21 protein-coding genes are annotated in these 23,969 nt (G+C 73.3%); 13 read left to right on the top strand and 8 right to left on the bottom strand.

From position 1 onward, the window contains the following. The first annotated feature begins 59 nt into the window (after window positions 1–59). The 5 genes from dxs (at window position 60) to EV385_RS06590 (ending at window position 6,821) form a co-directional block, all read left to right on the top strand. Window positions 60–1,994: a 1-deoxy-D-xylulose-5-phosphate synthase gene (gene dxs, locus EV385_RS06610; RefSeq protein ID WP_130508643.1), complete on the top strand. Its 1,935-nt coding sequence runs from the start codon at window positions 60–62 to the stop codon at window positions 1,992–1,994. A gap of 148 nt (window positions 1,995–2,142) precedes the next feature. Then, window positions 2,143–3,468, top strand: a complete 1,326-nt coding sequence (locus tag EV385_RS06605) for an outer membrane protein assembly factor BamB family protein (protein WP_130508642.1) — start codon at window positions 2,143–2,145, stop codon at window positions 3,466–3,468. Then, window positions 3,465–4,814, top strand: a complete 1,350-nt coding sequence (locus EV385_RS06600) for an outer membrane protein assembly factor BamB family protein (RefSeq protein ID WP_130508641.1) — start codon at window positions 3,465–3,467, stop codon at window positions 4,812–4,814. The genes EV385_RS06605 and EV385_RS06600 overlap by 4 nt, the downstream gene beginning before the upstream one ends. 85 nt (window positions 4,815–4,899) lie before the next feature. After that, window positions 4,900–5,592 (top strand): response regulator transcription factor, encoded by a 693-nt coding sequence (locus EV385_RS06595; protein WP_130508640.1) that lies wholly within the window; start codon window positions 4,900–4,902, stop codon window positions 5,590–5,592. Between the two features lie 29 nt (window positions 5,593–5,621). Further along, on the top strand, window positions 5,622–6,821 hold the full coding sequence (locus EV385_RS06590; protein WP_207230062.1) for a sensor histidine kinase: 1,200 nt from the start codon (window positions 5,622–5,624) through the stop codon (window positions 6,819–6,821). Between the two features lie 302 nt (window positions 6,822–7,123). Here EV385_RS06590 and EV385_RS34885 read toward each other — a convergent pair whose 3' ends face one another. The 6 genes from EV385_RS34885 to EV385_RS06560 all read right to left on the bottom strand — a co-directional run bounded on the left by EV385_RS34885 (window position 7,124) and on the right by EV385_RS06560 (window position 15,594). Next, entirely contained in the window at window positions 7,124–8,482 is a 1,359-nt protein-coding gene (locus tag EV385_RS34885; protein WP_423203020.1) for a DUF2637 domain-containing protein, read from the bottom strand. 191 nt (window positions 8,483–8,673) lie between these two features. Further along, on the bottom strand, window positions 8,674–9,705 hold the full coding sequence (locus tag EV385_RS33790) for a hypothetical protein (RefSeq protein ID WP_165449407.1): 1,032 nt from the start codon (window positions 9,703–9,705) through the stop codon (window positions 8,674–8,676). A gap of 155 nt (window positions 9,706–9,860) precedes the next feature. After that, window positions 9,861–10,754 (bottom strand): flagellar basal body-associated FliL family protein, encoded by an 894-nt coding sequence (locus EV385_RS35610; RefSeq protein ID WP_207229771.1) that lies wholly within the window; start codon window positions 10,752–10,754, stop codon window positions 9,861–9,863. Between the two features lie 113 nt (window positions 10,755–10,867). Then, window positions 10,868–12,928, bottom strand: a complete 2,061-nt coding sequence (locus EV385_RS06570; protein ID WP_130513127.1) for a 3-hydroxyacyl-CoA dehydrogenase NAD-binding domain-containing protein — start codon at window positions 12,926–12,928, stop codon at window positions 10,868–10,870. Window positions 12,929–12,933: 5 nt separating this feature from the next. Next, entirely contained in the window at window positions 12,934–14,127 is a 1,194-nt protein-coding gene (locus tag EV385_RS06565; protein ID WP_130508639.1) for a thiolase family protein, read from the bottom strand. A 99-nt stretch (window positions 14,128–14,226) separates the two neighbouring features. Next, a complete protein-coding gene (locus EV385_RS06560; RefSeq protein WP_130508638.1) occupies window positions 14,227–15,594 on the bottom strand; it encodes an HRDC domain-containing protein in 1,368 nt (455 codons plus the stop codon). Between the two features lie 162 nt (window positions 15,595–15,756). On the opposite strand from EV385_RS06560, the gene EV385_RS06555 reads away from it, so the two are divergent. Continuing rightward, the gene (locus tag EV385_RS06555; protein WP_130508637.1) at window positions 15,757–16,866 is read left to right on the top strand and encodes a S1C family serine protease; all 1,110 of its coding nucleotides are present in this window, start codon (window positions 15,757–15,759) and stop codon (window positions 16,864–16,866) included. Here EV385_RS06555 and EV385_RS06550 read toward each other — a convergent pair. After that, window positions 16,863–17,438 (bottom strand): DUF3000 domain-containing protein, encoded by a 576-nt coding sequence (locus tag EV385_RS06550; protein ID WP_130508636.1) that lies wholly within the window; start codon window positions 17,436–17,438, stop codon window positions 16,863–16,865. The genes EV385_RS06555 and EV385_RS06550 overlap by 4 nt on opposite strands. A 129-nt stretch (window positions 17,439–17,567) precedes the next feature. Between EV385_RS06550 and hemE the strand changes: the two genes are divergently transcribed. The 3 genes from hemE (at window position 17,568) to hemQ (ending at window position 20,794) form a co-directional block, all read left to right on the top strand. Next, window positions 17,568–18,623 carry a uroporphyrinogen decarboxylase gene (gene hemE / locus EV385_RS06545; protein ID WP_130513126.1) on the top strand — a complete coding sequence of 352 codons (1,056 nt, stop codon included), beginning with the start codon at window positions 17,568–17,570 and terminating at the stop codon, window positions 18,621–18,623. A gap of 72 nt (window positions 18,624–18,695) precedes the next feature. Beyond that, complete coding sequence (locus EV385_RS06540) at window positions 18,696–20,096, top strand: FAD-dependent oxidoreductase (RefSeq protein ID WP_130508635.1); 1,401 nt, start codon at window positions 18,696–18,698, stop codon at window positions 20,094–20,096. Next, window positions 20,093–20,794 carry a hydrogen peroxide-dependent heme synthase gene (gene hemQ / locus EV385_RS06535; RefSeq protein WP_130508634.1) on the top strand — a complete coding sequence of 234 codons (702 nt, stop codon included), beginning with the start codon at window positions 20,093–20,095 and terminating at the stop codon, window positions 20,792–20,794. Before EV385_RS06540 ends, hemQ begins: the two co-directional genes overlap by 4 nt. Before the next feature lie 9 nt (window positions 20,795–20,803). Here the strand turns inward: hemQ and EV385_RS06530 are convergent, their stop codons facing one another. Next, entirely contained in the window at window positions 20,804–21,238 is a 435-nt protein-coding gene (locus EV385_RS06530) for a GNAT family N-acetyltransferase (protein ID WP_130508633.1), read from the bottom strand. A gap of 89 nt (window positions 21,239–21,327) precedes the next feature. On the opposite strand from EV385_RS06530, the gene EV385_RS06525 reads away from it, so the two are divergent. The 4 genes from EV385_RS06525 (at window position 21,328) to EV385_RS33785 (ending at window position 23,969) form a co-directional block, all read left to right on the top strand. Further along, window positions 21,328–21,603 (top strand): isoamylase early set domain-containing protein, encoded by a 276-nt coding sequence (locus tag EV385_RS06525; RefSeq protein ID WP_130508632.1) that lies wholly within the window; start codon window positions 21,328–21,330, stop codon window positions 21,601–21,603. A gap of 72 nt (window positions 21,604–21,675) precedes the next feature. After that, window positions 21,676–22,281: an NAD(P)H:quinone oxidoreductase gene (gene wrbA, locus EV385_RS06520; RefSeq protein ID WP_130508631.1), complete on the top strand. Its 606-nt coding sequence runs from the start codon at window positions 21,676–21,678 to the stop codon at window positions 22,279–22,281. Between the two features lie 111 nt (window positions 22,282–22,392). Continuing rightward, on the top strand, window positions 22,393–22,668 hold the full coding sequence (locus EV385_RS06515) for a hypothetical protein (RefSeq protein WP_130508630.1): 276 nt from the start codon (window positions 22,393–22,395) through the stop codon (window positions 22,666–22,668). 209 nt (window positions 22,669–22,877) lie between these two features. Further along, on the top strand, window positions 22,878–23,969 hold the full coding sequence (locus EV385_RS33785) for a hypothetical protein (protein ID WP_165449406.1): 1,092 nt from the start codon (window positions 22,878–22,880) through the stop codon (window positions 23,967–23,969).

Raw genomic sequence — 23,969 nt, 5'->3', positions numbered from 1 at the left:
GGTTAGCGGTCAGTGCAAGGTGCATACCCGGCTGCCGGCCGTGGATACACTGACCCCTCATGAGCGAGACACTTCCGCCGAACGCCGGACTCATCGCGGGCATCACCGGCCCCGGAGACCTGCGGCGCCTCAGCACCGAGCAGTTGACCCTGCTCGCGGCCGAGATCCGTGACTTCCTGGTGGCGAAGGTGTCCCGCACCGGCGGGCATCTCGGGCCGAACCTGGGCGTCGTCGAGATAACCCTCGCGATGCACCGGGTCTTCGACTCGCCCCGCGACAAGATCCTGTTCGACACGGGCCACCAGGCGTACGTGCACAAGATCGTCACCGGCCGGCAGGGTGGATTCGATCTGCTGCGCCAGCGCGGCGGGCTGTCCGGCTATCCCAGCCAGGCGGAGAGCGAGCACGATCTCATCGAGAACTCGCACGCCTCCACGGCCCTGTCGTACGCCGACGGGCTCGCCAAGGCGTACGCGCTGCGCGGCGAGGAGCGGCACGTGGTGGCCGTGGTCGGCGACGGCGCGCTCACCGGCGGCATGTGCTGGGAGGCGATCAACAACATCGCCGCCAGCGGGAACCGGCTCGTCATCGTCGTCAACGACAACGGCCGCTCGTACGCCCCCACGATCGGCGGGCTCGCCGAGCACCTGTCCACGCTGCGGCTCAACCCCGGCTACGAGCGCGTCCTCGACCTGGTCAAGGACGCCCTCGGCTCGACCCCGATGGTCGGCAAGCCGATGTACGAGGTGCTGCACGCGGTCAAGCGCGGCATCAAGGACGCGGTCAGCCCGCAGCCCATGTTCGAGGACCTCGGACTCAAGTACGTCGGCCCGGTCGACGGCCACGACATCCACGCCATGGAGTCGGCGCTGCGCAAGGCGAAGGGCTTCAACGCCCCGGTGATCGTGCATGCCGTGACCCGCAAGGGCTACGGTTACCGCCCCGCCGAGGAGGACGAGGCCGACTGCCTGCACGGCCCCGGCGCGTTCGACCCGCAGACCGGCGCGCTGACCGCCGCCCCGTCGGTGAAGTGGACCCACGTCTTCGCCGAGGAGCTCGTCGCGATCGCCGACGAGCGCCCGGAGATCGTCGGCATCACCGCCGCGATGGCCGAGCCCACCGGCATCGCCACCCTGGCCAAGAAGTACCCGGAGCGGGTGTACGACGTCGGCATCGCCGAGCAGCACGCCGCCACCTCGGCGGCCGGGCTGGCCATGGGCGGCCTGCACCCGGTCGTCGCGGTGTACGCCACCTTCCTCAACCGTGCCTTCGACCAGGTCCTGCTGGACGTGGCCATGCACCGGCTGGGAGTGACGTTCGTGCTCGACCGGGCCGGGGTCACCGGCCCGGACGGCCCCAGCCACTACGGCATCTGGGACATGAGCGTGTTCGGGGTCGTGCCCGGCCTGCGCATCGCCGCCCCCCGTGACGCCGCCACCCTGCGCGAGGAACTGCGCGAGGCGGTCGCGGTGGACGACGGCCCGACGATCGTGCGGTTCCCGACCGGTTCGGTCGCCCCCGACCTGCCCGCCGTGCGCCGCGTCGGCCAGGTCGACGTGCTGCGCGAGGACCGGCGCCAGGGCGCCCGGGGCGACGTGCTACTGGTCGCGGTCGGCGCGTTCGCCGCGCTGGGCCTGGACGTGGCCGAGCGGGTGGCGGGCCAGGGGTACGCGGTCACGGTCGTCGACCCGCGCTGGGTACGCCCGGTGCCGATCGAACTGGCCGGGCTGGCCGCCGAGCATCGCCTGGTCGTGACGCTGGAGGACGGCGTACGCGCCGGCGGGGTCGGCGACGCGGTGGCGAGCCTGCTGCGCGACGCCGGCGTGGACGTGCCGCTGCGCGACTTCGGGGTGCCGCCGGGCTTCCACCCGCACGGCACCCGTGCCGAGATCCTCACGGCGCTGGGGCTGACCGCGCAGGACATCGCGCGCGACGTCACCGGCCACGTGTCGGGGCTGCAGGAGACCGCCACGGAGATCCAGCCGACGCCCTGAGATCCCCGACGCCCCTCGGCCGTCCCGCCGAGCGTCCGGCGGTGACTGGTCGAGGTGCAAGATGCGGCTGTGGCCCCAGGTTTGCGCGGTATGTGCCAGGTAGGCCGGAGATGCGGGACGGCCGTTATCTGGTCGTTATCTTTGGGGTATGGGGGCGGAGACCTTCGGCGGACCGGTCGTCATCGACCTCGGTCTGGCGCGGGGTGAGCCGGAAACGTACGCGGCACCGACGCGTTCGACCGTACCGGCCTGGTTCGGGCCGCTGGTCGCGGCGCTGCTCGTGCTGTGGTGCGCCACGGCGTCCGCCGCACCGCCGCCGCCCGTCCTCTCGCCCCTGCTGAACCTGCGTGTCGGCCCCGCCGACTCGTACGTGGTCACGGACGGCGGGCAGTTGCTGGCCCAGAGCCTCGGCGGCCTCAGCATGTACGACCTGAGCTCCGGGCGGCAGCGCTGGCACACCGAGCCCGCCGCCCCCACGTACCGGCTGCGCATGGCCAGCGGGCTCGTCCTGTTGCGCCCCTGGAGCGCGGGGCTCACCGGCGTCGGCGACCCCGGCACCACGGCCGTCTCCCTGGCCACCGGCGACGCGCGGTGGCGCCGTACGGGAAACGTGGTCACCCTGGCCGGGTCCGGCGCGCTGCTGGCGGTCGCCGGAGTGCGCAGCCTGTCCGGGCCCGGCCGCCGGGTCGAGGGCCCGGTCGACGCGCTCGACGTGGTCACCGGCGCGACCCGCTGGCGGGTGCGGGTCCCGTCCACCGCCGTGCTGCTGGGCGTGCCCGCCGTCGGCGGGGCGCCGCCGCGGATGCTGCTCGTGCACGACGACCGCAACGCCGCGGTGCACGACCTGACCACCGGGGCTCCGCTCACCACGGCCGTGCTGCCGGCCGCCGACTATGGTCCCGACAACCCGGCCGTCGTCGGCGGGCTGGTGCTGCTGCGCCACCCGGGCGACGGGGCGACCGACCTGTCCGCGTACGACTCGGCAACGTTGCGGCGGCGGTGGACCCGACCGGCGGGCGACGCGTACGAGATCCATGCCTGCGGCCCGCTGACCTGCCTCGTCGGGCCGGACGGGGTGCGCGCGGTCGACCCCGCGGACGGGACGCAGCGGTGGCACCGGCCGGACTGGCGGGGCGTGGAGCAGCGGGGCGCGGCGATGCTGGCGTACGCGGCACCCGAAGGCACCATCGAGACCGTGGGCCTGATCGACCCGGCGACCGGGCGGGTGCTGGCCGACCTGCGCGGGTGGCGGCCGCTGACCGGTACCGGCGGCAGGGGGCGGGTCCTCGTCACCCACGCTGAGCAGGCGGGAGCCCGTACCATGGTCGCCGTCGCCTCCCCCGGCGACGCACGCCCGCGGCTGCTTGCCGCCCTGCCGGCCGGCACCGGCGACTGCCAGGCGGCGCCCGCCCGGCTGGTCTGCCGCTCCACGGCGGGCGAGCTGATCGTGTGGGCGTACCGGCAGAAAGGGTGAGCGTGGCGCTGATCGAGCTGAGCGATGATCCGTCCGCTCCGCCCGCCGCCACCCGCCCGTCCGTGCGCCGCCACCGCCGTCTGGGTCTCGCCCTCGCCGCCGTGCTGGCGCTGGCCCTGGCCGGGGCGGTGCCCGCCGCCGCCGTCTACTGGCGGCATGCCGGTGTGGTGCCGCTCCCGGCGGCCGCCGACTTCCAGGTGGTCGGCGGGCGGCTGTACACCCTCGACGTGGCGGACGGGCGCCGGATCACCTCGGCATGGACCATGCGGCCGCTGCGCCGGCTGTGGCGGGCGGCCACCACGGCCGACGACGCACCGGGCGGTGCCCTGCAGGGCGGCGGCTCGGTGCAGGCCGTCGGCGGTCACGTCCTGCTGCGCGCCGGGCAGGCCACCACCGTCCTGGACGCCCGCACCGGCGCGGTGCGGTGGACCTCACCCGTGCCGGTGCTGCCGCTGACCGACGACATCGGCCTGGTGCAGGCCGAGCGGTTCCGGCCCGGCACCGAATACGACGAGTCCTCCGGAGCGCCCGGGGCCCTGTACTTCTCCTCGTCCGGGCAGCCGCACACCGAACCACCCGAGGTGACCGAGCTGCGCGGCGTCGACCTGACGACCGGGCAACCGCGCTGGTCGGCGCGCTTCCCCGGCTCGATCTACCCCGCCCGGGCGCGGGGCCGGGTCGCGGGCGTGCTGGTGCTGGCGTCCGGGCGGCTGTCCCTGCGGGCCGCCGAGTCCGGCGCGGTGCTGCGCGAACAGAGCCTGGCGCGGATCCCCGGTGCCCAGTCGTGGGGTGACGTGGTCGGCGACCTGCTGCTGGTGCGGCAGGCCGCCGCCGACGACGGCACCGTGGTCACCGCGTACGCGATGGACACGCTGGCGCCGCGCTGGCGGCGCACCGAACCCGCCGCCGCCGGGAACTCCGCCACCTGCACCGGCCTGGCCTGCGAGAAGGGGCGCTCCCACCTGGTGGTGCTCGATCCGGGTACGGGCCGGCCGCGCTGGCGCACCACCGGCGACGTCGACCTGCAGACCGGCGCGGGATACGCGCTGGAGGTCCAGAGTGGGCGGAGCCGCCCGCTGCGCGCCCTCGACCCGGCCTCCGGGGTGCCGGTGGTCGACCTGAGCGCCTGGCAGACGTTCGCCACCGGGCCCTCGGCCGCCCCGCTGGTGCTGGCCCGCCGCGAGGCCGGCCGGGGCACCGCGTTCGGGGTGCTGCTGCCCGGGCGGCGCGCGATCCAGCGGCTCGGCCAGTCCCGGGCGGCGGTCACCGACTGCTCCGCCGACTCCCGGTTCGTCGCCTGCCGGGCGGCTGCGGGCGTCGAGGTGTGGGCGTACTCGGCCGGATAGGTCCCGGCAGTAGCCTTCCCCTTACGGCTGTTTCACGCGTCGGCCACCAGGCTGGGCGCGGCCGTGAAGGAGTTCGGAGGACCCGGTGCGCGTGCTGGTGGTGGAAGACGAGCGGAATCTCGCCGATGCGATCGTGCGCGGGCTGCGCCGCAGGGGCATGGCGGTGGATGTCGCCTACGACGGGCTGTCCGGCCACGAGATGGCGTACGTGACCCGCTACGACGTGGTCGTGCTCGACCGGGACCTGCCCGGCATGCACGGCGACGAGATCTGCGCCGCGCTGGTCGCCTCGGGAGCCCTGACCCGGGTGCTGATGCTGACCGCCAGCGGCACGGTCGCCGACCGGGTCGAGGGCCTGCAACTGGGCGCCGACGACTACCTGTCCAAGCCGTTCGCCTTCGACGAGCTGGTCGCCCGGGTGCAGGCGCTCGGCCGCCGGGCCACGCCCGCCGCCCCGCCGGTGCTGACGGTGGGCGACCTGGTGCTGGACCCGGCCCGCCGGGTGGTCACCCGTGGCGGCGCCACCCTGGACCTCACGAACAAGGAGTTCGGCGTCCTGGAGGAGCTGCTCAAGGCGCGCGGCGGGGTGGTGTCCAGCGAGCAGCTACTGGAACGCGTCTGGGACGCGAACACCGACCCCTTCACCACCACCGTACGGGTGACCATGATGACGCTGCGTAAGAAGGTCGGTGAACCGCCGCTGATCGAAACCGTGGTGGGCGCCGGATACCGGGTGCCCGATCCGGTCACCGTCGCCCCCGCCGGTGGGACGCCGTGACGGTCTACCTGGGCCGCAACCGTGACCGGATGCGGCTGCGCCCCACCCTGCGGCTGCGTCTCACTCTGCTCAACGGCATTCTGCTCATCGGCGCGGGCGCCGTGCTCGTGCTGCTGGCCTGGCTCCTCGTGGGCGACGCCCTGCACCCGGCGGACGAACTGCGCGAAGGCACCCAGGTGGTGATGTCGGACGGCAGCACCCGCGACGCCCGCGCCTGGCAGACCGAGCTGGTCGAGAGCGCGTCGGCGGAACTGCTGGCCAAGGGCCTCGTCGCGCTGTTCGCGATCGGGCTGATCGGGGTCGCGGGCGCGTACGCCGTCGCCGGGCGGGCGCTGCGCCCCCTGCACAACGTCACGGCCACCGCCCGCCGGCTCGGTGAGGAGACCCTCGACCAGCGCATCGGGTACGAGGGAGCGGACGACGAGGTCGCCGAACTGGCGCGGACCTTCGACGCGATGCTGGACCGGCTCGCCGGGGCGTTCGAGGCGCAGAAACGGTTCGTGGCCAACGCGTCGCACGAACTGCGTACGCCGTTGGCGGTGATGCGCACCGAGATCGACGTGACGCTCAGCGACGACGAGGCCGACGTCGCCGAGTACCGGCGCATGGCCAAGGTGGTCCGCAACGCCTCCGAGCGCGCCAACGGCCTGGTCGACGCGCTGCTCGTACTGGCCCGCAGCGAGGCGCAGTCGGGGCGGCGGCTGGTCCGCAAGGTCCCCGCCGACCTGGCGACCAGCGTCTGCAACGCGCTGTCGGCCGTACGCGCGGAGGCGGAACGGTTGAAGCTGGAGGTCACCACGGACCTCAAGCCCGCGCCCGTGGTCGGCGATCCGAGCCTGCTGGACCGCCTCGCCGGGAACCTCATCGAGAACGCGATCCGCTACAACCACCTGCTCGGCAAGTTGTGGCTGCGTACCGAGAGCGTGGACGGGCAGGCGCGGCTGATCGTGGGAAACACCGGCTACGAGGTGGAGCCGGCGGACGTGCCGGGCCTGTTCGAGCCGTTCCGGCGGGGCGGCTGGGAGCGTACCGGTTCCCGTGGCTCGGGGCTGGGCCTGTCGATCGTCCGCGCGGTCTGTGACGCGCACGGCGGTACGGTGTCCGCGGTGGCGAATCCCGGCGGAGGCCTGGAGGTCACGGTCAGCCTGCCGGGCGCCGACTCGACGCCGGTCGTGGCGGCCTCGGCGGCCGTCCCACGCCCCGGCAACCTGGGCGTCGCCTCCTCCTAGCGGTCGCTGTTCACCCTCCGGCAGCAGTTCCTGTTTGCCGCTCCGGCAGCGGTGCGTACGTTTCGCCGGGTCTCTTGTGGCCTGGGTATGCACCGTTTTGGGCGTGCTGGCGGTCGCCTGCGCGATCGGCGGGCCAAACCTTGAAGAGTTCGGGCTCGCAGCTGACCCGGACTCTTCAAGGTTCGGAAGCCGCAGGCGACGATCAGCTCGATTCAAGATTTGGAAGGCGCAGGCGACGATCAGCTCGATGACGACCAGACGGAGCGGCTGACCAGCAGGGCCGCATAGGCACCTTGGGCTGGTCAGGCCGCCAGGCCGAGACGGCGGGCGTCGTCCTTGGCGGTCTGGAGGTCCTTGGCGGTCTGGAGGTCCTTGGCGGTCTCGCGTTGGATCCGGCGCCAGCGCTCGACGCTGATGCCCAGTTCGGCGGCCAGCTCGGCGTCGGTCAGCTCCGGGCGTTCCGCGCGCAGGCGGGCGGCCAGCGCCGCGTTCTCCTGAGGACTGCGGCGTTGCCGGGTGGCCGGGCGGGTCGACGTGGCGCTGCTCTTCTTCGCCCGCGTGGCGGGGCCCTTGGCGTTCGGACCGGAGGAGGTGCCCGGACGCCCGGCGCCACGCGTGGCCGTGGGGGTGAATCCCGCATCCGATGCGCGGGGCAGTGCGGCGGCGACCTCGGCGAGAGCGTCCGCGGTGCTGTGGCGCGGCTTGGTGTCGGCGCGCGCCGTCTGCTGCACGTCGGGCGCGGGACCGGCCGGTGCGGCATGCGAGAAGGCGACCGCCACCCCGGTCGCAGCCGCGGCTGACGAGCTGTCGTCGACGGGGTCGGCCTCACCCGTGGCGGGCCGCTCGGCCGTGGACGCCGCCTCGGTGGCGGGCCGTGCGGCACCAGGCGCCGCCTCGGTTGAGGAGCGGGCAGCGGCCGTCTCGGCGGCGGAGCGGGCCGCAGCAGGCGTCTCGGCGGCGGAGCGAGCAGCGGCTGGTGTCTCGGTGGCCGAGGAGGCAGCGGCTGGTGTCTCGGTGGCCGAGGAGGCAGCGGCTGGTGTCTCGGTGGCCGAGGAGGCAGCGGCTGGTGTCTCGGTGGCCGAGGAGGCAGCGGCCGGTGTCTCGGTGGCGGAGCGGGCCGCAGGAGGCGTCTCGGTGGCGGAGCGGGCGGCGACCGGCGCCGCCGCGACGGTGGGCCGGGCGACGGGGACGGTGTGCGGCGCGGTCATCGTGACGGGACTGGTCTGCGGGCTGGCGGGCCCGGTGGTGGTTCCCGCGATGGCCCCGCTGCCCGGGGCGGCCACGACGCGATCCCGGTCGGCCTGCAGCGCGGCGATCCGGCCGCCCAGTTCGACCAGGCAGATGCTGGCCACCACGATCAGGCCGTCCACGGAGAGCGGCAACAGGTACGGCGACGCGCCGGTCTCGCCGTACCGGGCGGCGACCCCGGCCATGTGCCAGTACGACACCCAGGCGGCGATGCCCGCGATGGTGGCCGTGGCGACCAGCCGGGTGAAGGCCAGCGACCGCCGGTGCACCGGAACCCGCGAGATCAGCTCCACCGTCAGCAGCAGCGCCAGCGGCGGCCAGGCGGCGATGGCCTGGCTGATCGGGTTGTCCAGGGCGTGCAGGATGTTCGCGACCACGGAGGCCGCGACGCCCAGCAGGAGGGTGGCTCGCACAGCCCAGCGGACACGGCGAAGTTGCGGGAGTGGCACCGGACGCTCCTCTGCCAGTCGGGATGGTCGCCGGGCCCTGGCCGGGCCCGGCGACCATCCTGACCGCTCGATGTTTCGGGAGGGAATCCGCCCCCGGGTCAGCGTCACGTTCGTGTCGGGAGCGATACGGCAATGTGATGCCGCACTGCGGCGTGTCAGCTTGACTTCTTCTCGACTTCCGCCCGCAGCTTGGTGAATTCGGCCTTAGCCTTACTGACCGGCTTGAAGTACCAGATGATCCAGCCCATACTGCCGCTGTCCGCCCAGCCGCAGATGGCGGCGTCCTCGGACTTGCCGCACTTGGCCACACCGCCGAGCGGACCCGGGTCGACCTTGGCCAGGCCGGAGACCTTCAGACCGCTGATCCCCGCACCGAGGAACGAGCCGTCCAGCTCCTTCTGGGGGTTGGCGACGGGGGCCGCCGCGCCCATGACCATGATCACATCGCGCTTGGCGGGGGTGCCGTAGAGCGCGCCGACCGTGGCCGTGGCGCCGGGCACCTTGGCCAGCGCCTTCTTGAGATCCTTCGTCACCCCGGCGAACTGGGCGTCCGTCAGCTTTGGACGGCCGCCGACCCGCTTCGGCTCGGTGACCGAGATCGTGACCGTCGGCGGTGCCGAGGTCGGGTCGTCGGTCGGCAGCGTGTCCGTGGTGGGCTCGGTGGTGGGTGCCGCCGTGCTCGCCGTCCGGTCCTCGGTGAACTTGTCGGCGTTGTTGCGGGCGGCGAGGAAGACCGCGGTGCCGCCGCCGACGCAGAGCACGAGAATGACCGCCAGCGAGACGAGCACGATGGGCAGGGCCCGGGACTTCGTCGGCGGCGGCGGCGCCGGGTACCCCGGCTGGGCGAATTCCGGCCCGGCGAAGGACTGTCCCGCGTAGGGGGGAGCCGAGGACGGGAAGCCGGGCTGGGGCGGCACGGAGGTGGGCACATCCGGATTCGGCTGACCCGGGTACGGCTGCGCCGGGTACGGCGGCTGGCCCTGGTACGGCGGCTGGCCCTGGATCGGCGGCTGGCCCTGGATCGGAGGCTGCGCGGGGTACGGCTGGCCCGGGTATGGCTGCTGCCCCTGGTGTGGCTGCCCCTGGTGTGGCTGCCCCTGGTGTGGCTGCCCCTGGTGTGGCTGCCCCTGGTGTGGCTGCTCAGGGTACGGCTGTCCCGAGAAGGGCGGCGTGGGCGGCTGCGACATCAGGGCTCCATCGATAGGGCTACAGGTCGGGGAGCCTATCGGGCTACGAGCCTCAGCGCTGTCCTCTTTCCCGTTCCTTTCGTGGGAGTCGCGTCACGCCGTTCGATGCGCGGGGGTGCGGGTGCCCGGTCGGCACCCGCACCGCCGGTGTGGGATCAGGACTGCTTCAGCTCGATCTGACCGCGCATGGTGACGAATTCCTTCTCCAGGTCGGCCGACTTCTTGAAGAGCATCGCGACCATGCCGACGCTGCCCTTGTCCGACCAGACGCAGACGGCCGTGGGCACGCCCGCCGCCGAGGTGTCACCGCACTTGGCGATGCCGCCGAGCGGGCCGGGGTCGGTGTCCTTGAGCCCTTCGACGGAGAAGCCGCCCTGGCTCATGCCCTTGGTGAACTCGTCGAAGCGGCCCTGCTCGGAGCCCTGCAGCGTGGAGGCCGCGGCGATCATGACGAGGTCCTGCTTGGCGGGGTCGCCGTACATGGCGCCGACCGAGCTGGTGGTGCCGCTGATCTTGCTCATCTCGCTGTCGAGCGCGTCGACGCTGCCGGCCAGCGACGGGTCGGTCACCTTGTCCCGGCCGGCCAGGGTCTGCGGCTCGACCACGGTGATCTTCGACGCCGCGACGACGTTGTCGACCTGTTCCTTGGCCTCGTTGAACTTGTCCTTGGCGAAGAAGCCGAACGCGACCACGCCGCCGACGCAGAGCACCAGGATCGCCGCGACCGAGATCAGCACGATCTTCAGCGCGGACGACTTCTTCTTCGGCGCCGGGGCACCGAACTGCGGCGCGAGGCCCGGCTGCCCGGGCGGCGGGAAGCCGGGCTGTCCCGGCGGCGGGTAGCCGCCCTGGCCGGGGGGCGGGTAGCCGCCCTGGTCGGGCTGGGGGTAGCCGCCCTGGTCGGGCTGGGGGTAGCCGCCCTGGCCGGGCGGGGGATATCCCGCGCCGGAGTCCGGCTGCGGGTATGCGGGCTGGCCCGGGGCGGCCGGAGGCTGGTAACCGCCGGTGGGGTCGGGCCCAGGCTGGCCGGGATAGGGCGGCTGCGTCATGTGAACTCCAGAGTCGATGCGGGGCGCACGGAGCCTATCGACCAGAACTGACACAGCATGACGCCCCCGCGACCAAAATCACGGGGGCGTCCGTCATCCGACAGCCTGCTGGATCAGGCGGGCACGTTCGCCACGCCGTTGGGCAGGAACCGCTTGCCGGTCACCCGCTCCGAGGTGCCGCTGCGGTCCAGGTACGGCGTGACGCCGCCCAGGTGGAACGGCCACCCGGCGCCCAGGACCATGCACAGGTCGATGTCCTGCGCCTCGGCGACGACACCCTCGTCCAGCATGAGACGGATCTCCTGGGCGAGCGCGTCGAGCGCCTTCTGGCGTACCTCCTCGGCGGTGGACGGCGCGGAACCGACCTCGAGGAGCTTGACCACCTCGGGGTTGATCTCGTCGTCGACCATCAGCGGGATGCCCGCCTCGGCGATGCGCCGCAGGTTGGGGCTGTCGCCGAACCGGTCCGGGAACGCGCCGTGCAGGGTCTCACCGACGTGGTGCGCCACGGCGGGGCCAACGAGCTGCAGCAGCGCGATCGGCCGCATGGGCAGGCCCAGCGGGTCGAGCGCGGTGTTGACCACGTCCAGCGGGGTGCCCTCGTCGATCGCCGTGAAGACCTCGCTGGTGAAGCGGGTGAGCAGGCGGTTGACCACGAACGCCGGGGCGTCCTTGACCAGCACGCAGCTCTTGCGCAGCTCCTTGCCGACCGCGAACGCGGTGGACAGGGTGGCGTCGTCGGTCCGCTCGCCCTTGATGATCTCCAGCAGCGGCAGGACCGCGACCGGGTTGAAGAAGTGGAAGCCGACGACCCGCTCGGGGTGCTCCAGGTCGGCCGCCATCGCGGACACCGACAGCGAGGAGGTGTTCGTGGCGAGCACCGCCTCCGGGGTCACGATCTTCTCGATCTCGGCCCAGATCTGCTTCTTCAGGTCGAGGTTCTCGAAGACCGCCTCGATCACGAAGTCGGCGTCGGCGAAGACGCTCTTGTCGACCGAGCCACTGACCAGGCCGCGCAGCTTCGCCGCGGTGCCCTCGTCCATCCGGCGCTTGCCGACCAGCTTGTCGATCTGGTCGCGGACGTAGCCGACGCCCTTGTCGACCCGGGCCTGGTCGAGGTCGGTCAGTACGACCGGCACCTGCAGGCGGCGGGCGAACAGCAGCGCGAGCTGGGAGGCCATCAGGCCCGCGCCCACGACGCCGACCTTGGTGACCTTGCGGGCCAGCTCCTTGTCCGGCACGCCGACCGGGCGCTTGGCCCGGCGCTGGACCAGGTCGAACGCGTACAGGCTGGCGCGGGCCTCGTCGCCCATGATCAGGTCGGCGAGGATCTCGGTCTCGGCCGCGGTGCCGTCGGCGAACGACGCCTCCTTGGCCAGGCCGAGCAGCTCCAGGGCCTTGTTGGCGGACGGGACCGCGCCGTGCAGCTTCTCGTCGAGCTGCTGCTTGGCGAAGAACAGCACGCCGTCCCACATGTCGCGGTCGACCTCGGGGCGGGTCACGGTGACCTCGCCCTTGACGACCCCGGCCGCCCAGGCGAGCGAGCTCTCCAGGAAGTCGGCCGGCTCGAACAGCGCGTCGGCGACGCCCATCTCGGCGGCCTGCTTCGGCTTGAGCACCTTCTGGGTGAGCGGGTTCTGCAGGATGACCTGCGCCGCCCCGGGCACGCCGATCAGGTTCGGCAGCAGCTGGCTGCCGCCCCAGCCGGGAACCAGGCCGATCGCGACCTCGGGCAGGCCCAGCGCCGCCGCGCCGCCGGACACCGTCCGGTAGTGGCAGTGCAGCGCCACCTCCAGGCCGCCGCCGAGCGCCGCGCCGTTGATGAACGCGAACGTGGGGATCTGCGAGTCCTTCAGCCGGGCGAAGACCCGGTGACCCAGCTCGCCCAGCGCCTTGGCCTGCTCCCGCTGGGTGATGAACGGCATCCCGGTGATGTCCGCGCCCACACAGAAGATGTACGGCTTGCCGGTCAGCGCGATGAACGCGGGCTGCGCCTCGGTGGCCTTGGTGATCGCCTCGTCCAGCGACGCGAGCCCACCCGGGCCGAAGCTGTTCGGCTTCTTGTAGTCGAAGCCGTTGTCCAGCGTGATCACGGCGGCGGGCTTGTCCAGCCCGGGCACCCGGACCAGGCGGACGATGGCCTTGGTGACGACCTCGTTGGGGTAGTCCGGCAGCGTGGTCACTTGTCGCCCTCCCAGTTCGGGTTCTCCCAGATCACGGTGCCGCCCATGCCGATGCCGATGCACATCGCGGTGAGGCCGTAGCGGACCTCCGGGTGCTCGGCGAAGTGCCGTGCCAGCTGGGTCATCAGCCGTACGCCCGAGGAGGCGAGCGGGTGACCGATGGCGATGGCGCCGCCCCACGGGTTGACCCGGGGGTCGTCGTCGGCGATGCCGTAGTGGTCGAGGAACGCGAGCACCTGCACCGCGAACGCCTCGTTCAGCTCGAACAGGCCGATGTCGTCGATGCTCAGCCCGGCGATGCGCAGGGCCTTCTCGGTCGACGGGATCGGGCCGTACCCCATGATCTCGGGCTCGACGCCGACGAAGCCGTACGAGACGAGCCGCATGGCGACCGGCAGGCCCAGCTCGCGGGCGGTGTCCTCGCTGGCCAGGATCGCGGCGGTGGCGCCGTCATTGAGACCGGCCGCGTTACCGGCGGTGACCCGGCCGTGCGGGCGGAACGGGGTCTTCAGCGTGGCCAGCTTCTCCAGCGAGGTGGCGCGGGGCGCCTCGTCGACCGTGGCCAGGCCCCAGCCCTCCTCGGCGCTGCGCAGCGCGACCGGCACCAGGTCGGGCTGCAGCTTGCCGTTGGCGTACGCCTTGGCCGTCTTCTCCTGCGAGGCGAGGCCGTACGCGTCGACCCGCTCCTTGGTGATGTTCGGCAGGCGGTCGTGCAGGTTCTCCGCCGTCTGGCCCATGACGAGCGCGGACGGGTCGACCAGCTTCTCGGCGAGGATCCGCGGGTTCGGGTCGACGCCCTCGCCCATCGGGTGCCGGCCCATGTGCTCGACACCGCCCGCGATGGCGACGTCGTACGCACCCATGGCGATGCCGCCCGCGACGTTGGTCACGGCGGTCATGGCGCCCGCGCACATCCGGTCGATGGCGTAGCCGGGCACGGTCTTGGGCAGGCCGGACAGCAGCGCGGCGGTCCGGCCGATGGTCAGGCCCTGGTCGCCGGTCTGCGTGGTCGCGGCGATGGCCACCTCGTCGACCCGCTCCGGCGGGAGCTGCGGGTTGCGCTTGAGCAGCTCTCGGATGCAGCGGATGACCAGGTCGTCGGCGCGGGTCTCGGCGTACATGCCGCCCGCCTTGCCGAACGGGGTGCGGACGCCGTCGACGAAGACGACCTCGCGTACTTCACGGGGCACAGCAAGCCTCCTTGCGGGCGTGAACCCTGGGGGTGTCGTGCGTGATGCTACTCGCCGGTAACTAGAACTGCCTACCGTCCCGCCACAAGGAGTCGATGATCATGCCGCGGCGGGGTCCGGCAGGACCGCCGCGACGCGGTCCACGATCAGGGCGATCTGCCACGGACGGGCACCGAAGCCGCGCAACGTCTCGGCGACCGAGACCGGCGTGATCTCGTCCGGGGGCGCCCAGGCGAGGCGGCGGATGAAGTCGGGACTGATCAGGTTCTCCGGGGGAAGCGTGTGCGCCTCCGCCGTGCCGATCACCACCTGCCGGCAGCGGGCCAGCCGGGCCGCGGCCACCGGGTCCCGCTCGGCCCAGCGGTGCGGCGGGGGCGGGCCCTCCACCGGCTGGTTCACCGGCAGCGCGTCGTCCGGCAGCGACCGGGCCTCGTCGAGGGCGTCCAGCCAGATCCGGGCCAGCCGCCGCACCGAACGGCCGCCGAAGCCTGGCAGGGTGAGCAGAGTCCGCTCGTCCTTCGGGTCCAGCTCGGCCGCGGCGATGATCGCGGAGTCTGGCAGCACCCGGCCCGGCGCCGAGTCCTTGCGGGCGGCCACCGTGTCCCGGGCGTACCACAGGGCGCGCACGCGGGACTGGGCGCGGGCGCCGCGTACCCGGTGGATGCCGGAGGTGCGCCGCCACGGGTCGGGCCGCACCCGGGGCGGGCGGTCGGCGCCGGCCACCAGCGCGGCGAACTCCTCCGCCGCCCAGGCCGCCTTGCCCTGCCGCTCCAGCTCGGCGGCGAGCAGGTCGCGCAGGTCGGTGAGCAACTCCACGTCGAGGGCCGCGTACGTCAGCCACGACTCCGGCAGCGGCCGGGTGGACCAGTCCGCCGCCGAGTGGTGCTTCTCCAGCGAGTAGCCCAGCAGCGACTCGGTCAGCGCGGCGAGGCCCACCCGCTCGAACCCGGCCAGCCGCGCGGCCAGCTCGGTGTCGAACAGCAGCCGGGGCCGCATGCCGATCTCGGCCAGGCAGGCCAGATCCTGGCTGGCGGCATGCAGTACCCACTCGCTGTCGGCCAGCGCGTCGTCGAGGGTGTGCAGGTCCTGCAGGGGCAGCGGGTCCAGCAGCACCGTGCCCGCACCGGCCCGGCGTAGCTGCACGAGGTAGGCCCGCTGCGTGTAGCGGTAGCCCGAGGCGCGTTCGGCGTCGACCGCCACCGGCCCGGTGCCGGCGCTCATCCGCGCCACCACCTCGGCCAGTTCCTCGGCGGTGGCCACCGGGCGAGGGGTGCCCTCGCGTGGGGCGATCAGCGGCACGGCGGCGGGCGCCGTGGGCGGTTCGGTGGAAGTGGGCGCCGTGGGGTCGGCGTCCACGCGGGCGGCGTCCGTGGGGGCGGGACCGCCGTACGAAGGGTCGGGCGGCACATCGTGCGGTCCGTCAACTGCTTGGTCCGGCGCGTCCCGACGGAATGTTTCGTCGGTCACTCCGTAACCGTACGGGTGTGCCCCCCTCGGCATGTGCAGCCGGGTCCCGGCGCGCCGCCGCTCGATCGACATCCGGCCGGAATCCGTCGCCCGCGCGCCCGTCCGCAGCGGCCCTTCCGTCCGTACTACCGGCCGGACCATCGAACCGCCCGGGAGGCCGCCATGACCAGTCACGACCAGTTCGGCGTGCCCAGCCGGCGGCGCGGCCCGGTGGATCCCCTGCTCAGCCTGCCCGACCACCCGTCCGGCGAGTGGGCGATGCCACGGCCCGCGTCGTCCGGCGACGACGGCTGGCCCGAGTCCGCCTTCTTCGACTCCTGGCCCGAGGGCGCCGCCCCGGCCGAGGCGGCCCAGCCCCGGGCGACGGCCGAGTACGGCGAGGGCCCGACCCGGCCTGCGTCGCGCATCGGGCACCCACGGCCGGCCCGTTCCGCGCCGGAGGAACCGGCGCTGCCGCCGACTGGGCGCCGGGCGTACGGGGTAGACGCGGAACTCGGGACGGGGCCCGCCGCCGACGGTGGCCGGGGCCGTGGCCGGCTGATGGCGCTGGCGCTGGTGCTCGTGCTCATCGGGGTGTCCGGCTGGCAGGCGTGGCGGCTGGACCGGCTCGACAAGCGGCTGGGTGGCAGCAACGACCAGCTGGCCGCCGCGCTGCGGCACGAGACGGAACGCGCCGACCGGCTGGAGAAGCAGGTGGCGGGCGTGTTCAACCCCGAGAGCATCTCGGCGGACGTGCTGCCCAGCGTCTTCCGCGTCCGGGCCGGTCAGTTCACCGGTACGGCGTTCGCGATCGGCGACAAGGCCGGTTCCGGCAAGGCGAACCTGCTGACGAACTACCACGTGGTCGAGGCGGTCTTCACCGACGGCGGGCGCAGGGTGCTCCTCGAGCGCGGCCGGACCGAGGTGGAGGCGACCATCGTCAAGGTCGACCGGGGCAAGGATCTGGCCCTGCTGCGCGCCGATCGCAAGATCAGCGGGCTCGCGGCGGCGACCGACGAGGTGCGCCCCGGCCAGCAGATCCTGGTCGCCGGTGCGCCGCTCGGGCTGGAGGACACGGTGACCACCGGTGTGGTCAGCGCGTACCGGCCGGACGACAAGGACGGGCCGGTGATCCAGTTCGACGCCCCGATCAACCCGGGCAACTCCGGCGGCCCGGTGGTGGATTCGTCCGACCGGGTGATCGGGCTGGCCACCGCGAAGGCCCGCGACGCCGAGGGCATCGGCCTGGCCGTCCCGATCAAGACGGCCTGCGACACCTTCGACGTCTGCTAGCGCAGTATTCCCCGGTCGGCCCGCTGCGCCAGGGCGGTCACCCCCGGCGGGGGCAGGCCCGCCGTGGAGGCCAGCATCCCGCACCAGCCGTACAGGTGCGCGCCCAGATCGTCCGAGGTCGGCGTCCACGACGCGCGGATCTCCAGGTCCGCCGTGGGGGGCGGCCCGGCCAGCTCGCCGAAGCGGGTGGAGGCGGTCTGCGTGATCGTCCCGCCGATCGCGGTGTACGCGGCCCCGTGCTGCTCCAGCCCGTCCGTGAGCCAGGTCCACGCCACGGCCGGCAGCAGCGGGTCGCCGGCCAGGTCGGCCTCCAGCTCCGCCGTGATCAGGGTGACCAGGCGCAGGTTGCCGCGCCACGCGTCGTGCCCCGCCGGGTCGTGCAGCAGGATCAGCCGCCCGCTGGCCACCTCGTCGCCGTCGCGCAGCACGGTCGCGCTCAGTGCGAACCCGTACGGCGCGAGGCGCTGCGGCGGGTCGATCTCCTCCAGCAGGATCTCCGCGCGGGGGGCGGCGGCGCGTAGCCCGTCGACGGCGCGGGTGAACGCCTCGGGTGCGGTGGGGGTGGGCGCCATGGAGGGAGCCTATGCCGATCACCGCCGCGCGGCGCCGTTCGGCACGCCGCGCAGGGGGTTCACTCATTCGCCGTCGCCGTGGTGTGCCCGCACACACGCGGTCCGGTGGTGCGCGGCCCGCGTGGCACCATGGCGCGGGTGACCACTACAACCCCTGCGGGCCCGGCCGGGTCCGCGTTCGTGCGCGCCTGCCGTGGCCAGGACGTGCCGCACACCCCCGTCTGGTTCATGCGGCAGGCCGGCCGCTCGCTGCCGGAGTACCGCAAGATCCGCGAGGGGGTGGGGATGCTGGAGTCCTGCCGCCGCCCGGAGCTGGTCACGGAGATCACGCTGCAGCCGGTCCGCCGGCACGGCGTCGACGCGGCGATCCTGTTCAGCGACATCGTGGTCCCGCTGGCGGCGGCCGGGATCGACCTGGACATCGTGGCGGGCACCGGCCCGGTGATCGCCGACCCGGTCCGGGCCCGGGAGGACCTGGACCGGCTGCGGCCCATCACCGTGGCCGACGTGAGTTTCGTGGACGAGGCGGTCCGGCTGCTCGTCAAGGAGCTCGGCGCCACGCCGCTGATCGGCTTCGCGGGCGCGCCGTTCACCCTGGCCAGCTACCTCGTCGAGGGCGGACCGTCGCGCACGTACACCCGGACCAAGGCCATGATGTACGGCGCCCCGCAGCTCTGGCACGACCTGTGCGCGCGGCTGGCCGAGATCACCCTGGCGTTCCTGCGGGTCCAGATCGACGCCGGGGTGAGCGCGGTCCAGCTGTTCGACTCGTGGGCGGGCGCACTGTCCGAGGCCGACTACCGCCGCTACGTCCTGCCGCACTCGGCCTCGGTGCTGGGCGGGCTCGCCACCGCAGGGGTGCCCCGGATCCACTTCGGGGTGGGCACGGCGCTGCTGCTGCCGGCGATGGGCGAGGCCGGGGCGGACGTCGTGGGCGTCGACTGGCGTACCCCGCTCGACCGGGCGGCAGCGACTCTGGGGGGCCGCGCGGTGCAGGGCAACCTGGACCCGGCCACGTTGTTCGCGCCGTGGCCGGTGGTCGAGGAGCAGGCCCGCCGGGTGCTGGCCGAGGGCCGGGCCGCGCCCGGGCACGTCTTCAATCTGGGCCACGGAGTGCTGCCGGAGACCGACCCGGACGTCCTGACCCGGCTGGTCGACCTCGTGCACACCGCGTCGGCCCGCTGACGGGCTGACTGGCCGCTCACATCGGCCGACCCCGCTGGGCGCGGGGCCGCGCGACCTGACAGTGTTGACGGCGTGCGGAAGCGGGTTGCGGTCATCGGCGGCGGCATCGCCGGGCTCGCCGCGGCCGTCCGGTTGCGGGACCGGTCGCCCTCGGACACCGAGATCATCGTGTACGAGGGGTCCGGCACGCTCGGCGGCAAGCTGCGCACCGGCGAGCTGGCCGGCGCGGGCGTCGAGCGGGGTGCCGAGTCCTTCCTGACCGGCGCACCCGACGGCGCCGAGTCCGCCGCGGTCCTGCTGGCCCGCCGCCTCGGGCTGGGCGCCGAACTGGTGCACCCCAGCGGCTTGCCGGCCGCCCTGGCCCTGCAGGGGCGGCTGGAGCCGGTGCCCGGCGGCACGCTGATGGGCGTACCCGCGGATCTGAGCCTGCTGGGTGGGGTCGCGCGCCCGGCCGCGGACGCCGACCCGGACGAGGGCCGCCCGCTGCTCGGCCCCGGCGCGGACGTCGCGGTCGGCGCCCTGGTCCGGGCCCGGTACGGCGACGAGGTCGCCGACCACCTGGTCGACCCGATGCTCGGCGGGGTGTACGCGGGCCGCGCCGACGAGTTGTCGCTGGCGGTGACGATGCCCGCCCTGGCCCGCGCCGCGCGCACCGAGCACACCCTGGCCGGTGCGGTCCGCGCCGCTCAGGCGGCCTCGGTACGGGTGCCCGGCCGGCCGGTCTTCGCCGCGGTCGCGGGGGGCATGAGTCGCCTGGTCGCCGCGGCGGCGGGGGCCAGTGGTGCCGAGTTCCGCCTGGGTGTGCCCGTGCGCGAGCTGCGGCGCGGCGGGCGCGGCGGGCGCGGCTGGCGGCTGGTGTCCGGCCCGGTGCCCGCGCCGGCCGTCGACGAGGTCGACGCCGTGGTGCTGGCGGTCCCGTCCCGGCCTGCGGCGCGGCTGCTGGCGTCGGCCGCTCCGGCGGCGGCCGACGCCGTGGGGGTGCTGGACTACGCGAGCGTGGCGCTGGTCGCGCTGGCGCTGCCGCCGGGTACGCCGCTGCCGGAGCTGTCCGGTTTCCTGGTCCCGCCGACCGAGTGCACGCTGGTGAAGGCCGCGACGTTCGTCACCCGCAAGTGGGCGCACCTGGATCGCGCGGGTGGTCCGGTGATCGTGCGGGCCTCGCTGGGGCGCGCGGGCGAGGCGGAGCGGCTGCAGCGCGACGACGAGCACCTGATCGCGCTGGCCCGCGCGGAGCTGGGCGAGCTGCTCGGCGGCGCGCTGCCGACGCCGGTCGCGTCCTGGCTGCAGCGCTGGGGCGGGGCGCTGCCGCAGTACGAGCCGGGGCATCTCGACCGGGTCGCCACGGCCCGCGCCGCGCTGCCGCCCGGCATCGCGCTGGCCGGTGCCGCGTTCGACGGTGTCGGCATTCCGGCCTGTGTGGCAGGTGGCGAGACCGCCGCCGAGGACGTCCTGAAATCGCTGGAGGACAGATGAGCGAGCAGACCAACGCCGCGCGGGTGCGCGAGCTGAACGACACGATCCGGTACACGATGTGGTCGGTGTTCCGGGCCGCCTCCCCGCTGCCGGCCCTGCGCGGCGACCTGGCCGCCGAGGTGGACGGCCTGTTCGAGCAGCTGGCGGGCAAGGACGTCACGGTGCGCGGCACGTACGACGTGGCCGGGCTGCGCGCCGACGCCGACATTCTGGTGTGGTGGCACTCAGGCTCCTCCGACGCGCTGCAGGAGGCGTACGGGCTGCTGCGCCGTACCGCGCTGGGCCGGCACCTGCAGCCGGTGTGGTCGCAGATGGCGCTGCACCGCCCGGCCGAGTTCAACAAGAGCCACCTGCCGGCGTTCCTGGCGGGGGAGGAGCCGCGCTCCTACGTCTGCGTCTACCCGTTCGTGCGCTCGTACGAGTGGTATCTGCTGCCCGACGAGGAGCGCCGGGCGATGCTGGCCGAGCACGGCCGGATGGCGCGCGGCTACCCGGACGTGCGGGCGAACACGGTGGCCTCGTTCGCGCTGGGCGACTACGAGTGGATGCTGGCGTTCGAGGCGGACGAGCTGCACCGGATCGTGGACCTCATGCGTGATCTGCGGGCCTCCGGCGCCCGCCGGCACGTGCGCGAGGAGGTGCCGTTCTACACCGGACGGCGGCGCAGCGTGGCCGAGCTCGTCGCGGCCCTGCCGTAGGCGTAGCCGCTACGCGGCGCGCCGCATCGGAATGTGCGGTATGCCGTCCTCCAGGTACTCCGGCCCGGTCTGCTGGTAGCCGAACTTGGCGTAAAAACCGACCAGATGCGCTTGCGCCTCCAGGACGCTGGGCCGGTCGCCGATGATCGTCAGCGCCTGCGTCATGAGTTCACCGGCGACGCCGGTGCCGCGCGCCGCGGGCGCGACGACGACGCGGCCGATCCGCGCGACGCCGTCGTCGTCGAGGATCCGCAGGTAGGCGCGGATGTCGTCGCCGTCGGCGAACCACACGTGGCGGGTCGCGGGCTCGGTGTCGCGGCCGTCCAGGTCGCCGTACGCGCACTTCTGCTCGACCACGAACACGTCCGTGCGCAGCCGCAGGATCGCGTACAGCGTGGTGACGTCGAGGTCACGGAAGTGGGCGAGGCGGGCCTGGGTGCGCATTCCGCGATCCTAGGCGGCGCGTCGTCACACCATCGGCCCCGCCCGCGTTGTACCCATGGGGTGAATCCCTATCGCCGTGGGAGGTTGTCATGATCAAGCGGAGCAAGTTGTTCGGCAACAAGACTCGCGTCACCTTCTGCCTGCCCGCGGACGACCCGGCGGGCACGGTCAGCGTGGTCGGCACCTTCAACGACTGGGAGCCGGGCACGCACGAGCTCAAGATCCGCCGGGACGGCACCCGCACCATCAGCCTGCGGCTCGACCCCGGCCACTACCGGTTCCGTTACCTGGCCACCGACGGTGTCTGGCTGGACGACGACCACGCGGACGCGGTCGGCCCGCACGGCAGCGAGCTCAAACTCTGACGTTTCCCGCGGGTCTCCTGGGGCATCCCCGTCGTTGAATCGTTGACGCAACAATCAACGCGAGGGGGTCCCATGGGCAACGTGAAGCTGGCGGTCATCTACTACTCGGCCACGGGCACGGTCCACAGCATGGCGGAGCGGCTCGCCCAGGCGGGGGAGAAGGCGGGCGCCGAGGTCCGGTTGCGGCAGGTGGCGGAGCTGGCACCGCCGGAGGCGATCGCCTCCAACGCGGCCTGGAGCCAGCACTTCGACCGGACCAAGGACGAGCCGCGGGCGACCGCCGACGACATCGTCTGGGCCGACGCCGTGCTGCTCGGCACCCCGACCCGGTACGGCAACGTGGCCAGCCAGCTCAAGCAGTACCTGGACACCCTGGGACCGCAGTGGGCGCAGGGCCTGCTGGCCAACAAGGCGTACGCGGGCTTCGTCGCGTCGATGACGGCGCACGGCGGCCAGGAGTCGACCCTGCTGGCGCTGTACCACACGATCTACCACTTCGGCGGGCTCGTGGTGGCCCCCGGCTACACGGACCCGCTCAAGTTCGCCGACGGCAACCCGTACGGGGTGTCGCATGTCACGGGTGGTGGCAACGACGCCCCGCTGGTGGAGTCGGACTACGCGGCGCTGGATCACCTGGCCCAGCGCATCGTGACGATCGCCGGCAAGCTCAAGGACTGAGCACCGCCGGGGACGGTGGGCGGCTTCGGGCGTCCCGGTCGCGGTGGACAAGAAGGGACAGCTTCGGGCATATCAAACCGAATAATGCTCATTTCTCGCTAGCCTGACCGTATGAGCGACTACCAGGGCGCGGAGCTGCACAAGCTGGTCGAGCGGTATGAGGTGGCGTTCGCGGAGCTGCGCGCCGCGCAGGAGGCGGTGCGGGGCATCCTCTCCGAGCGGCTGCTGGTGGAGCGCCTGCGGCAGCTCGGGGAGTCCCTCGGTGCGCCGCAGTCCGTGGAGACCTACGGCACTGCCCCGCAGGCCGGCCCGCTGCTCGGGCAGCCGCCGACGCTGGGCCAGCCGCCGGAGCGGATGCCCGAGATGAGCGAGTCCTGGGCCGGTTGACGGGTCGCCCGTCCCCGGCCGTACGGCCCTGGCCGTCCGCCGGTCGGATGGCGTGTCCGTGACGAGGTGGTCTCTCCGAATTGTCGGATCGGTGCCGACTTGCCGTGGTGACGGTGCTCAAGAGTGTCCGCCGAGCCGAGTCGCAATATGCCCGGTGTGGGTAGGTTCGCCGTCTGCCCGACGAACCCCCCTCACCGTTCGGAGAATCGATGTTCCGTCCGTCCCGGACCGCGCTCGCGGCGACCGCTCTGTCGCTTGCTGCCAGCGTGTTCGCGATGCCGGTGGCCGCGTACGCCGCCGACACCACGACCAACCTCAGCGCCACCCAGATGGCCGCCGCGCTGAAGACGGTGGCCACCACCTCGACCGCGGCCGCCGCGGGCGGCTGGCAGACCACGATCGGCCTGACCGGCTTCCTCTCGCTCACCGGCTCGAGCGTCGTCGACACCCAGCACAAGACCGCCGTCACCCGGGTCCGGTTCGAGGACGAGCTCATGATCGCCTACGTCGCCGGTGGCCGGGGGGCGTACCTGAACCTCGGTGAGCCGGACCAGCGGGCGGCCGTGCAGATGATGGGCCGCCCCGAGGTCAAGTTCGTCTTCGCCGCCGACCCCACGCTGAACTTCGACACGCTCATGAAGGAGAACGGACCCGGCTCGGTGCTCGCCGACTCCAGCCACGCGGGCACGAAGACGGTGCACGACGACGGGTCGGCCGACTACAGGTTCACCGGCTCCAGCGGCGAGATGTACACCTTCCGCGTCGCCACAAGCGGGTCGCTGACCCGTGCGCACGTCGCCGCCGACGGTCTGGCGATGACGCAGTCATTCGTGTACGGGCCGCAGACCGTGACCCTGCCCGCGGCGGCGATCACGATCAGCGCGGCGACCCTGAACCGCGGCGTGGCCTACCTGCACATGTCGGACGCCGTCCGGGCGGTCGCCAAGGGCGGCGCGGAGGTGGTGCGCGGCAAGGCGCACGGCCGCAGGGTGAAGGTGTCGTCGCTCCGCAAGATCATCAAGCACGACGCGAAGGTCTTCAACACGAAGCTGCAGGTGAAGCTCGTGAAGGTGAAGAACATCCGGCGCGGCGTCAAGGTCTACGCGAAGAACCCGTGGACCCACAAGACCGTCTCGTACACGGTCAAGGCGTTCGGCCGTAAGGTCGTCGTCCGCAAGACCAAGGCCGCCGCGGCGGGCCTGGCCGCCGTCCAGGCGGCCGGGACGGCGCATCACCTGCCGGCGGACCTGCCGGCCGGTTGGCTGGACGGCCTCTTCGCGGCCGCCGTCGCCGGCAAGTAG

The sequence above is a fragment of the Krasilnikovia cinnamomea genome, from assembly GCF_004217545.1.
Lineage (GTDB): Bacteria > Actinomycetota > Actinomycetes > Mycobacteriales > Micromonosporaceae > Actinoplanes > Actinoplanes cinnamomeus.
Note: the sequence above shows the minus strand (reverse complement) of the source record. Positions and strands in the feature narration are given on the sequence as shown.